Source organism: Variovorax sp. GW822-FHT04A09, assembly GCF_058801005.1.
In genome coordinates, this window is the sequence record NZ_JBXAMV010000008.1 from 77,652 (window position 1) to 90,176 (window position 12,525).

General features: G+C 67.9%; 15 protein-coding genes. 1 reads left to right on the forward strand and 14 read right to left on the reverse strand.

The features are described 5' to 3' along the window. Positions 1-7: 7 nt before the first annotated feature. The 12 genes from hisA to AC1RLW_RS29270 all read right to left on the reverse strand — a co-directional run bounded on the left by hisA (position 8) and on the right by AC1RLW_RS29270 (position 9,743). Positions 8-751: a 1-(5-phosphoribosyl)-5-[(5-phosphoribosylamino)methylideneamino]imidazole-4-carboxamide isomerase gene (gene hisA / locus AC1RLW_RS29215; protein WP_062471681.1), complete on the reverse strand. Its 744-nt coding sequence runs from the start codon at positions 749-751 to the stop codon at positions 8-10. A 63-nt stretch (positions 752-814) separates the two neighbouring features. After that, entirely contained in the window at positions 815-1,474 is a 660-nt protein-coding gene (hisH, locus tag AC1RLW_RS29220; RefSeq protein WP_062471685.1) for an imidazole glycerol phosphate synthase subunit HisH, read from the reverse strand. A gap of 19 nt (positions 1,475-1,493) precedes the next feature. Then, entirely contained in the window at positions 1,494-2,111 is a 618-nt protein-coding gene (hisB, locus tag AC1RLW_RS29225) for an imidazoleglycerol-phosphate dehydratase HisB (protein WP_062471688.1), read from the reverse strand. Next, entirely contained in the window at positions 2,108-3,211 is a 1,104-nt protein-coding gene (hisC, locus tag AC1RLW_RS29230; protein ID WP_493196014.1) for a histidinol-phosphate transaminase, read from the reverse strand. The genes hisB and hisC overlap by 4 nt, the downstream gene beginning before the upstream one ends. After that, positions 3,208-3,588, reverse strand: a complete 381-nt coding sequence (locus AC1RLW_RS29235) for a hypothetical protein (RefSeq protein WP_070059929.1) — start codon at positions 3,586-3,588, stop codon at positions 3,208-3,210. The genes hisC and AC1RLW_RS29235 overlap by 4 nt, the downstream gene beginning before the upstream one ends. Before the next feature lie 12 nt (positions 3,589-3,600). Continuing rightward, complete coding sequence (locus tag AC1RLW_RS29240; RefSeq protein ID WP_493196015.1) at positions 3,601-4,431, reverse strand: hypothetical protein; 831 nt, start codon at positions 4,429-4,431, stop codon at positions 3,601-3,603. A gap of 37 nt (positions 4,432-4,468) precedes the next feature. Beyond that, positions 4,469-5,791 carry a histidinol dehydrogenase gene (hisD, locus tag AC1RLW_RS29245; protein WP_307584240.1) on the reverse strand — a complete coding sequence of 441 codons (1,323 nt, stop codon included), beginning with the start codon at positions 5,789-5,791 and terminating at the stop codon, positions 4,469-4,471. 11 nt (positions 5,792-5,802) lie between these two features. Beyond that, positions 5,803-6,444, reverse strand: a complete 642-nt coding sequence (hisG, locus tag AC1RLW_RS29250; protein ID WP_493196016.1) for an ATP phosphoribosyltransferase — start codon at positions 6,442-6,444, stop codon at positions 5,803-5,805. Then, complete coding sequence (murA, locus tag AC1RLW_RS29255; RefSeq protein ID WP_062471705.1) at positions 6,441-7,730, reverse strand: UDP-N-acetylglucosamine 1-carboxyvinyltransferase; 1,290 nt, start codon at positions 7,728-7,730, stop codon at positions 6,441-6,443. Before murA ends, hisG begins: the two co-directional genes overlap by 4 nt. 42 nt (positions 7,731-7,772) lie before the next feature. Next, the gene (locus AC1RLW_RS29260; RefSeq protein ID WP_493196017.1) at positions 7,773-8,015 is read right to left on the reverse strand and encodes a BolA family protein; all 243 of its coding nucleotides are present in this window, start codon (positions 8,013-8,015) and stop codon (positions 7,773-7,775) included. 19 nt (positions 8,016-8,034) lie between these two features. Further along, positions 8,035-8,799: an ABC transporter permease gene (locus tag AC1RLW_RS29265; RefSeq protein ID WP_487847952.1), complete on the reverse strand. Its 765-nt coding sequence runs from the start codon at positions 8,797-8,799 to the stop codon at positions 8,035-8,037. Then, on the reverse strand, positions 8,796-9,743 hold the full coding sequence (locus AC1RLW_RS29270) for an ABC transporter ATP-binding protein (protein ID WP_070059934.1): 948 nt from the start codon (positions 9,741-9,743) through the stop codon (positions 8,796-8,798). Before AC1RLW_RS29270 ends, AC1RLW_RS29265 begins: the two co-directional genes overlap by 4 nt. Before the next feature lie 152 nt (positions 9,744-9,895). Here AC1RLW_RS29270 and AC1RLW_RS29275 point away from each other — a divergent pair, with 152 nt between their 5' ends. Beyond that, a complete protein-coding gene (locus tag AC1RLW_RS29275; protein WP_493196018.1) occupies positions 9,896-11,506 on the forward strand; it encodes a serine hydrolase domain-containing protein in 1,611 nt (536 codons plus the stop codon). Between the two features lie 4 nt (positions 11,507-11,510). On the opposite strand, the gene AC1RLW_RS29280 is transcribed toward AC1RLW_RS29275, so the two are convergent. Together AC1RLW_RS29280 and AC1RLW_RS29285 are read right to left on the reverse strand one after the other, a co-directional pair. After that, positions 11,511-11,786: an STAS domain-containing protein gene (locus AC1RLW_RS29280; RefSeq protein ID WP_062471718.1), complete on the reverse strand. Its 276-nt coding sequence runs from the start codon at positions 11,784-11,786 to the stop codon at positions 11,511-11,513. Between the two features lie 12 nt (positions 11,787-11,798). Next, a complete protein-coding gene (locus tag AC1RLW_RS29285; RefSeq protein ID WP_062471721.1) occupies positions 11,799-12,461 on the reverse strand; it encodes an MlaC/ttg2D family ABC transporter substrate-binding protein in 663 nt (220 codons plus the stop codon). Between the last annotated feature and the right edge of the window lie 64 nt (positions 12,462-12,525).

The window sequence follows — 12,525 nt, forward strand, 5'->3', positions numbered from 1 at the left end:
AAAGGCGTCAGGCGCCGGCCAGTTCGTCCGCGCGCGCCTGGGCAGCGGCGAAGTCGAGGTCGCCCGAATAGATGGCGCGGCCGCAGATCACGCCCTCGACGCCTTCGGACTCGACCGCGCAGAGCTGGTCGATGTCGGCCATGTTCGACAGACCGCCCGAGGCGATGACCGGGATGGTCAGCGCCTGCGCGAGCTTGACGGTGGCGTCGATGTTGATGCCCGAGAGCATGCCGTCGCGGCCGATGTCGGTGTAGATGATCGATTCGACGCCGTAGTCCTCGAACTTCTTGCCCAGGTCGGCCACCTCGTGGCCCGTGAGCTTGCTCCAGCCGTCGGTGGCGACCTTGCCGTCCTTGGCGTCCAGGCCCACGATGATGTGGCCGCCGAAGGCGCTGCAGGCGTCCTTCAGGAAGCCGGGGTTCTTGACCGCGGCGGTGCCGATGATCACGTAGCGCAGGCCGTCGTCGATGTAGCGCTCGATGGTGTCCAGGTCGCGGATGCCGCCGCCCAGCTGCACCGGGATGTCGTCACCGACTTCCTTCAGGATCGCCTTGATCGCCGCGTGGTTCTGCGGCTTGCCGGCGAAGGCGCCATTCAGATCGACCAGGTGCAGCCGACGGGCGCCGGCCTCGACCCATTTGCGGGCCATGGCGGCGGGGTCTTCGCTGAAGATGGTGGACTGGTCCATGTCGCCCTGCTTGAGGCGAACGCAGTGGCCGTCTTTGAGATCAATGGCGGGAATGAGGAGCATGGAAGTGACGCGAGTGTGCGAAAGCCGGGCTGCCAACGGTGCGGCCCGGGCGGGAATATAAGGTCAGGGATTCCAGTGGAGGAAGTTGCGATACAGCTGCAGCCCATGGTCCGCACTCTTCTCCGGGTGGAACTGGGTTGCAAAAATGTTATCGCGTGCGATGGCCGCGGTAAAGCATGCCCCGTAATCGGCCTCGCCCACGCTGTGCCGGGCATCGGCCGGACACGCGTAGAAGCTGTGCACGAAATAGAAGTAGCTCTGGTCGGGAATGCCCGCCCACACCGCGTGCGGCTGGGCCTGGCGCACCTGGTTCCAGCCCATCTGCGGCACCTTGAAGCGGCTGCCGTCGGGCTGCAGGCGACCGGCCAGGTCGAACTTGACGACCTCGCCGGGAATGAGCCCCAGGCCGTCGGTCGGGCCTTCGTCGCTGCGCGACAGCAGCATCTGCATGCCCACGCACACGCCGAAGAGCGGCTTGCTGGCCGCGGCTTCGAGCACCGATTCGAGCAGGCCCGAATCGCGCAGCTCGCGCATGCAGTCGGGCATGGCGCCCTGCCCCGGCAGCACCACGCGGGTGGCCTGGCGCACCACGTCCGGGTCGGAGGTGACGAACACCTCCACGCCCACCTGGTCGGCCGCATGGCGCACGGCCTGCGACACGGAGTGCAGGTTGCCCATGCCGTAGTCGACGACCGCGACGGAATTCTTTGCTACAGATTTCATAGCTGTTCGCTGAGGAATTTCAGAGCGAACCCTTGGTCGAGGGAATGACGCCGACGGAGCGCGGATCGAGTTCCAGCGCGCCGCGCATGGCGCGCGCGAAGGCCTTGAACACGGTCTCGCACTGGTGGTGCGCGTTCACGCCCTTCAGGTTGTCGATGTGCAGCGTGACGAAGGCGTGGTTCACGAAGCCCTGGAAGAACTCGTAGGTGAGCTGGCTGTCGAAGGTGCCGATCATCCCGCTGGTGAAGGGCACGTGCATCACGAGGCCCGGGCGGCCCGAGAAGTCGATGACGACGCGGCTCAATGCCTCGTCCAGCGGCACGTAGGCATGGCCGTAGCGGCGGATGCCCTTCTTGTCGCCGATGGCCTTGGCCACGGCTTGGCCGAGCGTGATGCCCACGTCTTCCACCGTGTGGTGGCCGTCGATGTGCAGGTCGCCCTCGCAGTCGATGTCCAGGTCGATCAGCCCGTGGCGGGCGATCTGGTCGAGCATGTGATCGAAAAAGCCGATGCCCGTGGAGAGCTTGGCCTTGCCGGTGCCGTCGAGGTTGACGCTGACCGTGATCTTCGTCTCGGCGGTGTGGCGGGTGACCGTCGCGATGCGATCGGTGCTGCCCGGGGTCGTGGGGGTGGTCATAGTGAGGCTTCGAGCGCCGCCAGCATCCGCGCGTTCTCGTCGGCCGTTCCGACGGTGAGGCGCAGGCAGTTGGCGAGCAGTTCATGCATTTTAGAAACGTTCTTCACCAGCACCCCGCGGGCCTTCATGCCCTCGAAGGTACGGGTGGCATCGGGCACGCGCAGCAGGATCATGTTGGCGTCGCTGGGCCAGGTCTTCACGCCCGGCAACCGGGCCAGCGCGGCCATGAGCTGGTCGCGCCCTTCGCGGATCTGGCGCGCCTGGGCCTCGAACACGGCCGCGTGCTCCAGCGCGAACAGCGCGGCCTCGCAGTTGAGCACGCTGATGTTGTACGGCGGGCGCACCTTGTCGATCTCGGCGACCAGCGCGGCCGGGCCCATGAGGTAGCCCAGGCGGATGCCGGCCAGGCCGAACTTGCTCAGGGTGCGCATCAGCAGCACGTGGCGGTGGTTCGCGAGCCGGTCGATGTAGCTGCGGGCGGCAAAGGGCTGGTAGGCCTCGTCGATCACCACCAGGCCGCCCTGCGCGCCCTGGGCCTGCACGATCTTCTCGATGACGGCGTCGTCCCAGAGGTTGGCGGTCGGGTTGTTCGGGTAGGCGAGGTAGACGATGGCCGGCTTCTCGCGCGCAATGGCGGCCAGCATGGCGGCCTCGTCGAGCTCGAAATCGGCCGTGAGCGGCACGCCCACGAAGCGCAGGCCCTGCAGCTGGGCGCTCATCGCGTACATGACGAAGCCGGGCACGGGCGCCAGCACGGCGGCGCCGGGCTGGTCGCAGGCGATGCCCAGCAGCGAGATCAGTTCGTCCGAGCCGTTGCCCAGCATCAGCCCGAAGCCTTCGGGCAGGCCCGCATGGGCGGCCAGCGCGCGCTGCAGGTCGGCGCCGCGGTCGCCGGGGTAGCGGTTGAGCGCCAGTGCGCCCAGGCGCGCACCGAGCTCGGCCTGCAGCGCGGGCGGCAGGCCGTAGGGGTTCTCCATCGCGTCGAGCTTGAGGAAGCCGCGCGCGTCCTGCACCGCGTAGGCGTGCATGGCGCGCACATCGGCGCGGATGCGCGCGAGCGGCAGGCGGTTGTCGGAAGCGGAAGAATCGGAAACGGTCATCGGGTGCAGCGGTAGCTGTTGCGGAGGGCGCCGGCCATGACCAGTTGCACGGGCATGTCGGCTTCGTAGCTGTCGGCGTTACGGCTCAGCTCGGTCTGGTAGAGCGAGCGGGCCATCGAGGGTTCGAGGCGGCGGCCCTCGATGCAGAACGGCGGCACCTGGCCGTTGCGCTGCGACGACTCGACGCCCTCGCGCAGGCCCTCGAGCACGCCGACGAGGTAGTAGCTGGCGTAGGCCTTGCCGTCCTTCTCGTTGGCTTCGAGCGTGCGCAGCTCGCGGATGCTCATGGCCTGCGCGCCGGCGCCGATCGCACCGGCCGCCAGGGCGAGCAGCAGCGCCGGCAGGCGCGGCAACAGCAGGACGGCGGCGCGTTGCATGGCCTCGCTGGCTTACTTGCGGTAGCGCGGCGGCGGCGCATACGCGCCGTCGGCCGGGAAGGCGCTGGGCTGCGACGGCGAGGCGTCGCGACGGGTGCGGCGCGGGGCGTTCGGCTCTTCGAGCTCGAACAGCGCGGCGCCGATCACGCCGATGTTGCGCACGTCGCCGGCCTCGGTGTTCGCGGCGTAGGCACGGCCCGGCGTGGCGAAACGGAAGGCGGCCACTTCGCTCTGGCTCTTGCGGAAGCCCTCGATGTTCAGGGTCTGCTGCGGGCGCAGCACGTAGCCGCCGTTGCGCAGGCTGCCGGGCTTGCCGTTGAGCACGTCCAGGCCGTCGACGGTGGCGATCACCTCGTAGCTGCGATCGCTGAGATTGCGAAAGCGCAGCGTGTAGCGCGCACCTTCGACGCCGGCGAGGCGAAACAGGTCGTCATTGCCGCTTCGACGTGCGCGCTGCAACGGCAACGGGCGGTCGTTCTCGTCGAGCACCGACCACTCGATGTCGCCCTGGGCCAGCTGCAGGTTCAGCCGGCGCTCGGGGTTGCTGCCCGCATCGCGGCGCACGCTGGCCGCGTCGTTGTAGCCGATCGAAGCCACGTCGTCGGGCTGGTCGGACAGGCGCTTGGCAGCCACCGTGCGGGTCTTCGACTCGATGCCCTCGCCCCATTGCGTGCCAAGCTGCGCCGGTGCGGGTGCAGGCTTTGCAGCACTGGACGTGGCCGCCATCGCGGTCGTCTCGGCGCGGTTTTGCGGCATCTGGGTGCAGGCGGCCAGCAAGGCGGCACCGGCAACGAGGCCGGTGGCGAAACGGAAAAATCGCGAGCGATAGAGGCGTTGAATCATCTGGCGTGCTCCTCCCTGAAGCGGGGTTGTTGGAGCCTCAGATCTTACGCAGGCGCATGCGCGCGGCTTCGGCGTGCGCCTGCAGGCCCTCGCCTTCGGCCAGCGTGACCGCGATCGGGCCCAGCACCTGCGCGCCGGCCTCGCTCACCTCGATGAGGCTGGAGCGCTTCTGGAAGTCGTACACGCCCAGCGGGCTCGAGAAGCGCGCCGTGCCGCTCGTGGGCAGCACGTGGTTCGGGCCGGCGCAGTAGTCGCCCAGGCTCTCGCTGGTGAAGTTGCCCAGGAAGATCGCGCCGGCGTGGCGCAGCAGCGGCTCCCAGCGGTGCGGTTCGCTGCTGCTCACCTCGAGGTGTTCGGGGGCGATGCGGTTGCTGATCTCGCAGGCCTCTTCCATGCTCTTCGTGTGGATCAGCGCGCCGCGGCCGTTGAGGGAGGCGGCGATGATCTCGGCGCGCGGCATGGTCGGCAGCAGGCGGTCGATCTCGGCCTGCACGCGGTCGATGTAGGCGGCGTCGGGGCACAGCAGGATGCTCTGGGCCAGTTCGTCGTGCTCGGCCTGGCTGAACAGGTCCATGGCCACCCAGTCGGGCGGCGTGGAGCCGTCGGCCAGCACCAGGATTTCGCTCGGGCCCGCGATCATGTCGATGCCCACGGTGCCGAACACGCGGCGCTTGGCGGCGGCCACGTAGGCGTTGCCGGGGCCGGTGATCTTGTCGCAGGCCGGGATGGTGGCCGTGCCGTAGGCCAGCGCGGCCACGGCCTGCGCACCGCCGACGGTGAAGCCGCGCGTCACGCCGGCCACGTAGGCCGCGGCGAGCACGAGCTGGTTCTTCTCGCCCTTCGGCGTGGGCACGACCATGATGATCTCGCCCACACCCGCGACGTGCGCGGGAATGGCGTTCATCAGCACGCTCGACGGGTACGCGGCCTTGCCGCCCGGCACGTAGATGCCGACGCGGTCCAGCGGCGTGACCTTCTGGCCGAGCAGCGTGCCGTCGGCGTCGCGGTAGCTCCAGCTTTCGCCGGAGGCCTTCTTCTGTGCCTCGTGGTAGCTGCGCACGCGGCGCGCGGCGGCTTCGAGCGCGTCGCGCTGCGCGGCGGGGAGGCCCTCGAACGCGGCCTTCAGCTCGGCCTGCGTGAGTTCGAGCTCGGGCAGCGTCTTCGCGTCGAGCTTGTCGAAGCGGTTGGTGTACTCCAGCACCGCCTCGTCGCCGCGCTTTTGCACGTCGGCCAGGATGTCGGCCACCACCTTCTCGATCGCCGCGTCCGCGTCCGCGGACCAATGCAGCCGCGCCTTGAATTCAGCGTCGAAGCTGGCTGAGTTCGTGGACAGTCGGGCGGGGGCTGCTTGCAGAGTCATGGGCTTGAGGTTCAGGCGGAGGGAGTGGCGGACGCGAAGGCGTCGATGATGCGGCGGATGGGTTCGCGCTTGAGCTTGAGCGCGGCCTGGTTGACGACCAGCCGGGCGCTGATGTCCATGATGCGCTCCACCTCGACGAGGTGGTTGGCCTTGAGCGTGTTGCCGGTCGAGACCAGGTCGACGATGGCGTCGGCCAGGCCCGTGAGCGGCGCCAGCTCCATGCTGCCGTAGAGCTTGATCAGGTCGACGTGCACGCCCTTGCTGGCGAAGAAGTCGCGCGCCAGGCCCACGTACTTGGTGGCCACGCGCAGGCGCGAGCCCTGCTTCACGGCCGAGGCGTAGTCGTAGTCGGCGCGCACGGCCACGCTGAGGCGGCAGGCCGCGATGCGCAGGTCCAGCGGCTGGTACAGGCCCTGGTTGCCGTGCTCGAGCAGCACGTCCAGGCCGGTCACGCCGAGGTCGGCGCCGCCGTACTGCACGTAGGTGGGCACGTCGGAGGCGCGCACCAGCACCACGCGCACGTCGGGTCGGGTGGTTTCAAGAATCAGCTTGCGCGATTTCTCGGGGTCTTCGGTGACCTCGATGCCGGCGGCGGCCAGCAGGGGCATCGTCTCTTCGAAGATGCGGCCTTTGGAAAGAGCCAGGGTGATCATGCGGCGGCTCCCGTCACGCGTTCAATGTCGGCACCGAGGCCGCGCAGTTTCGATTCCATGCGGTCGTAGCCCCGGTCGAGGTGGTAGATGCGGTCGACCAGCGTCTCGCCCTCGGCCACGAGGCCGGCGATGACGAGGCTGGCGGAGGCGCGCAGGTCGGTGGCCATCACGGTGGCGCCCGAGAGCTGTTGCACGCCCTCGACCATCGCGACCTTGCCCTCGACGTGGATGCGCGCGCCCAGGCGCACCATCTCGTTCACGTGCATGAAGCGGTTCTCGAAGATGGTCTCGGTGACCATCGAAGCGCCGCGCGCGATCACGTTCAGGGCCATGAACTGGGCCTGCATGTCGGTCGGGAAGCCCGGGTATTCGGTGGTGCTGAAGCTCTGCGCCTTCAGGTGGTCGTACGCGGGGCCCTGCGAGCCGATGCGGATGCCGTCGGGCTCGGTCACGACAGTGCAGCCGGCGTCGCGCAGTTTGTCGATCACGGCGTCGAGGTGGTCGCCGCGCGCATGGCGCAGGAAGGCCTCGCCGCCCGTGGCCGCCACGGCGCACAGGAAGGTGCCGGCCTCGATGCGGTCGGCCACCACGGCGTGCTCGCAGCCGTGCAGCTTCTCGACGCCCTGGATGCGGATGTGGCTGGTGCCGTGGCCTTCGATCTTCGCGCCCATGCGGATCAGCATCTCGGCCAGGTCGACGATCTCGGGCTCCTGCGCGGCGTTCTCGAGCAGCGTCTCGCCCTCGGCCAGCGCGGCGGCCATGAGGAAGTTCTCGGTGCCGGTGACGGTGACCATGTCGGTCAGGATGCGCGCGCCCTTCAGCCGCGTGCGGCCCTCGGGCAGGCGCGCGACCATGTAGCCGTGCTCGACCACGATCTCGGCGCCCATCGCCTGCAGGCCCTTGATGTGCTGGTCGACCGGCCGCGAGCCGATGGCGCAGCCGCCCGGCAGCGACACCTTGGCGTGGCCGAAGCGCGCCAGCAGCGGGCCCAATGCCAGCACCGAGGCGCGCATGGTCTTCACGAGTTCGTAGGGGGCCTCGGGGTTGCCGAGCTCGCCAGCGTTCAGGCGCACGGTGCCGTTGTCGTCGGCCTCGGCCGTCACGCCCATGTTGCGCACCAGCTTGAGCATGGTCGACACGTCCTGCAGGCGCGGCACGTTGTGGAGCACCACGGGCTGGTCGGTCAGCAGCGCTGCGCACAGCTCGGGCAGCGCGGCGTTCTTGGCGCCGGAAATGAGCACTTCGCCGCGAAGCTCACGCCCGCCGCGAATCAGAAGTTTGTCCATGAAGGATCCAGCGAAATCAGGAGGCCCGCAGGGGCCGGAAAGTCATTTGTCCACGGCGGCCCATTCGGCCGGCGCGTAGGTCTTCATCGAGAGCGCATGCACCTCGTCGGTGTGCATTTTCGCACCGAGGGTGGCGTAGACCCGCTGGTGGCGCTGGATGGCGCGCTTGCCCTCGAATTCGGCTGAGACGATGGTCGCGTACCAATGTCGGCCGTCGCCCTCGAGCGTGATGTGCTCGCACGGCAGATGGGCTGCGATGATGGCTTGGAGTTCGTCAGCGGTCATGGGGTCTTGGAAGGCGGGATCAGCCGCGGATTTTGTAGCCGATGCGCAGGAGGTGGACGGCAATCGCGCTCACCACCAGCCAGGCGGAACCGACGATGCCGAAGCTCAGCCAGGGCGAAGCGTCGCTCACCCCGAAGAAGCCGTAGCGGAAGCCGTCGATCATGTAGAAGAAGGGGTTCAGGTGGCTCACGCTCTGCCAGAACGGCGGCAGCGAGCCGATCGAATAGAACACGCCCGACAGGAAGGTCATGGGCATGATCAGGAAGTTCTGGAACACGGCCATCTGGTCGAACTTCTCGGCCCAGAGCCCGGCGATGAGGCCCAGCGTGCCCAGCATGGCCGAGCCCAGCAGCGCGAACACCAGGATCCACACCGGCGCCACGAAGCTCGGCACGGCGAAGAAGACGGTCACGGCGAACACGCCCACGCCCACCGCCAGCCCGCGGATCACCGAGGAGCCCACGTAGGCGAAGAACCAGCCCCAGTGCGACAGCGGCGTGAGCAGCACGAACACGAGGTTGCCCATGATCTTGCTCTGGATGATCGAAGACGAGCTGTTCGCGAACGCGTTCTGCAGCACGCTCATCATCACGAGGCCGGGGATCAGGAAGGCGGTGTAGCCCACGGAGCCGTAGACCGTGACGCGGCCTTCGAGCACATGGCCGAACACCATGAGGTACAGCAGCGCGGTGAGCACCGGCGCGCCGACGGTCTGGAAGCCGACCTTCCAGAAGCGCAGCGTTTCCTTGTACAGGAGCGCGCGCCAGCCCGTGACGGCCATCATCGCGACACCTCCAGCGGCGTCTGCTCGCCCGCCATCAGGTCGATGAACACGTCTTCCAGGTCGGCCTTGCGCATTTCCACGTCTTCCACCGCGACGCCGGCTTCGCGGATCGCGGCCAGCAGTTGTTCGACTTCATGGGCGTTCTGCGCCGGCAGCTGCACGATGCGCCCGGTGATGCGCGCGTGCTGGGCGATGGCCCAGGGCAGCATGGCGTCGGTCTTGAAGCGCAGCACGTTGCTTGCGGCCGATTTCAGCAGCTCGCTGGTGCGGTCCAGGGCGATCACCTTGCCGAGCTTGAGCATCGCGATGCGGCTGCACAGCGCCTCGGCCTCTTCGAGGTAGTGGGTGGTGAGCAGCACGGTGCTGCCCTGCTTGTTGAGCTTGGCGACGAACTGCCAGAGCGTCTGGCGCAATTCGACGTCGACGCCGGCCGTGGGCTCGTCGAGCACGATGACCGGTGGCTTGTGCACCAGCGCCTGCGCCACCAGCACCCGGCGCTTCATGCCGCCCGAGAGCTGGCGCATGTTGGCGGTGGCCTTGTCGGCCAGGCCCAAGCTTTGCAGCAGCTCGTCGATCCAGGCTTCGTTGTTCTTGATGCCGAAGTAGCCCGACTGGATGCGCAGCGACTCGCGCACGTTGAAGAAGGGGTCGAACACCAGCTCCTGCGGCACGATGCCGAGCTGGCGTCGGGCTTCGGCGTAGTCGCGCTGCACGTCGAAGCCGTGCACGCTGATCGCGCCCGCCGTGGGCCGCGACAGGCCCGCCAGCATGCTGATCAGGGTGGTCTTGCCCGCGCCGTTGGGGCCGAGCAGGCCGAAGAACTCGCCCGGCTCGATCTGGAAGGAAACCTCGTCGACCGCACGCAGCCCCTGCTTACCTTGGGCGCGTTGCTGACGGGAGGGAGGGTAGGTCTTGGAGACCGACTGGAATGAGATCGCGGGCATGGGAGCCCGCGATTTTACGGGCGATGGGTTTTTCGGCGCTGTTCAGGGGTGAACGCGGGGAGCCGGCCGCGCTAGGCATCGGCCCGAAGTTCACCCACAATCCCGCCGGTGCCGATTTTGCGCACCGCAACCGCCCATCGCGAGGAACGCCAATGAAGTGTTTGACCCGCAGCCCCCTCCCAACCGTTGCCGCCCTGCTCCTGGCGATGGTGCTGACTGCTTGCGGGGGAGGAGGTGGTGGCGGCGGAGGTGGTGGCGGCATCGCCCTTGTCGGCGGCGGCGCAGGCGCTGGCGCAGGGGGTGGCACCGCCCAACCTTGCACTTCATCTGCCGGTTCGGCCCAGCTGCCGGCCCGCGATGCACTCATTGCGCGCGCCAAGTGCCTGGAGCTGGACACGCCCTACGTGCCACCACCCGGCGATGTGCTGGAGCACAACACGTCCGGGTATGCCAAGGCCATGTGCTCGGCGGTCTTCATCACCGGACTCGATCCTGCAGTCGCCGCCGAAACCATCGGGTACTTCACGGGGCCGTACGAGCAGCGCAAGAAGGTGGGTGCGCCGGTCGTCGACCGCACCAAGAAAGAGGTGCGGATCACGATGCCCAACGGCGGCCCGACGCTGGTGGCCCGCCACTTCGGATCGCAGGGTTGCATCACGCTGCCGCCCGGCAAGGACGACGTTTTCTTCACACCCGTCAATGTCAAGAGCGCGCTGGCCGACCCCACGACCGTGCCCTGGCCCATGGGCGATATGCTGCCGAACGACCCGCCGCCCGCCGACGTCGACATGGCCAAGGTGAACCAGGCCCTCAGCGCCGCCTTCGAAACGACGGAGGCCTACACCGCGGCCTTCGTGGTCACGCACAAGGGGCGGCTCATCGGCGAGCGCTACATGAGCGGCATCAGCGCGACAACGCCGCTCGAATCATGGTCGATGGGCAAGAGCGTCGTGGCCACGATGATGGGCGTGCTGATCAAGCAGGGTGTGTACAAGCTCGACCAGCCCGCGCCGATTCCCGAATGGCAAGGTGCCGGCGACGGCCGCCAGCAGATCCGCATTGCCGACATCCTGCGCATGTCCAGCGGGCTGCGCATCAAGGCCCCGGACGATCCGGACTTCGACCCCAACGGCACCTACCCCGATCACATCTACTACTACACGGGCCGGATCAACGCATTCAACTACGCCGCGACCCGACCGCAGCAATGGCCGCCCAACACGGTGGGCCGCTACCGCAACACCGATCCGGTGCTTGCCAATTACCTGGTCCGCCTTGGGGTCGAGAAGCGCGGCGAAGAGTACCTCTCGTTCCCGCAGCGCGCCATCTTCGACAAGATCGGCATCCGCTCCATGGTGATCGAGACCGATCCCTACGGCAACTTCCTCACGCAAGGCTACGACTTCATGTCGGCCCGCGATTGGGCCCGGCTGGCCAATCTCTACCTGCAGGACGGCGTGTGGAACGGGGAGCGCATTCTTCCCGAGGGGTTCGTCAATTTCGTGAGCACGGCCGCACCGGCCTGGGCCGCAGACCAGCGCCCCATCTACGGGGGATTCTTCTGGATCAATGGAACGGGGGCACTGGCGGCGCCGACGACGGCCTACTACATGCTCGGCGCAGGGGGCCAGTTCGTGCTCGTGATTCCGTCGCACGATCTCGTCGTCGTGCGCATCGGCCACTCCAAGGGGGAGCGATTCGCGACCTCGACCCTGAACAAGGCACTCGCGCTGCTGACCGCAGCAGTGCCACGCACGCGCTAGGGGGTCAGGGCGCAGCGGGCAGAAGGCCCGCGATGCCGTACAGCGCGGCCAACTCGCGCAAGCGCGGCGACAGGCCCTTGACAGAGAACCCCCGGCCCAGCGCGCTGGATTCGCGCCGGCACTCGAGCAGCACCGCCAGCGCGGAGGAATCGAACTGGGCCAGTGCCGTGGCGTCGACCACGGTGGACGACGAATCGGTCTGGCCCTTGAGCCCCTGCTGCAGCATGCGCATGCAGGCAGGAGCCTCGTCGTGGGTGAGTCGGGAGGGAAGGACCAGCATGGCGTGCGCCCGTCAGCCCTTGCCGTTGCCCTTGTTGCGCGCGGCCAGCGCGGCAATCAGGCCATCGATACCGCTCTTGTTGATCTCCTGGGCGAACTGGGTGCGGTAGGTGTCGACCAGCCACACGCCCAGCACATTCAGGTTGTAGACCTTCCAGCCGGCGCCCTGCCCCGGCGTCTTTTCGAGGCGGTAGTCCAGTTGCACCGGATCGCCGCGGCCCTTCACCTCGGTACGCACGAGCACGTCGGTGTCGGTGGGCGCGCCGCGGAACGGGCGGATGGTGACGGTCTGGTCACTCACCTGGTCGAGCGCGCCGGCGTAGGTGCGCACGAGCAGGGTCTTGAACTCGTCCTGCAGGCGCTTTTGCTGCTCGGGCGTAGCCTGGCGCCAGGCCGGGCCGACGGCCGAGGCGGTCATGCGCTGGAAGTTGACGTTGGGCATGATCTTGCTGTCGACCAGCAGCATGATCTTGTTGATGTCACCGGCCTTGATCGACGAGTCGGCCTTGATGGTTTCGAGCACGTCGGTCGACAGGCGCTTGACGAGCGCATCGGGGGCTTCGTCGGCCGCGAATGCGCTCTGGTGCACGAAAGCGGTGGCGGCGCCGAACAGCAGCGCGCCGGCCAATGCCAGGCGGCCCAGGTCGCGTCGTTGCAGCAAGATCTTGTTGTTCATGGTGAGTCCCTCAGGTTGAATTGTCTTCCCTGCACGGTGCAGCCAATGGCTCCGTGCTGAGACA

Coding starts and splice junctions, on each gene's coding strand:
- hisA (WP_062471681.1), bottom strand. CDS start 751: ATGCTCCTCATTCCCGCCATTGATCTCAAAGACGGCCACTGCGTTCGC.
- hisH (WP_062471685.1), bottom strand. CDS start 1,474: ATGAAATCTGTAGCAAAGAATTCCGTCGCGGTCGTCGACTACGGCATG.
- hisB (WP_062471688.1), bottom strand. CDS start 2,111: ATGACCACCCCCACGACCCCGGGCAGCACCGATCGCATCGCGACGGTC.
- hisC (WP_493196014.1), bottom strand. CDS start 3,211: ATGACCGTTTCCGATTCTTCCGCTTCCGACAACCGCCTGCCGCTCGCG.
- AC1RLW_RS29235 (WP_070059929.1), bottom strand. CDS start 3,588: ATGCAACGCGCCGCCGTCCTGCTGTTGCCGCGCCTGCCGGCGCTGCTG.
- AC1RLW_RS29240 (WP_493196015.1), bottom strand. CDS start 4,431: ATGATTCAACGCCTCTATCGCTCGCGATTTTTCCGTTTCGCCACCGGC.
- hisD (WP_307584240.1), bottom strand. CDS start 5,791: ATGACTCTGCAAGCAGCCCCCGCCCGACTGTCCACGAACTCAGCCAGC.
- hisG (WP_493196016.1), bottom strand. CDS start 6,444: ATGATCACCCTGGCTCTTTCCAAAGGCCGCATCTTCGAAGAGACGATG.
- murA (WP_062471705.1), bottom strand. CDS start 7,730: ATGGACAAACTTCTGATTCGCGGCGGGCGTGAGCTTCGCGGCGAAGTG.
- AC1RLW_RS29260 (WP_493196017.1), bottom strand. CDS start 8,015: ATGACCGCTGACGAACTCCAAGCCATCATCGCAGCCCATCTGCCGTGC.
- AC1RLW_RS29265 (WP_487847952.1), bottom strand. CDS start 8,799: ATGATGGCCGTCACGGGCTGGCGCGCGCTCCTGTACAAGGAAACGCTG.
- AC1RLW_RS29270 (WP_070059934.1), bottom strand. CDS start 9,743: ATGCCCGCGATCTCATTCCAGTCGGTCTCCAAGACCTACCCTCCCTCC.
- AC1RLW_RS29275 (WP_493196018.1), top strand. CDS start 9,896: ATGAAGTGTTTGACCCGCAGCCCCCTCCCAACCGTTGCCGCCCTGCTC.
- AC1RLW_RS29280 (WP_062471718.1), bottom strand. CDS start 11,786: ATGCTGGTCCTTCCCTCCCGACTCACCCACGACGAGGCTCCTGCCTGC.
- AC1RLW_RS29285 (WP_062471721.1), bottom strand. CDS start 12,461: ATGAACAACAAGATCTTGCTGCAACGACGCGACCTGGGCCGCCTGGCA.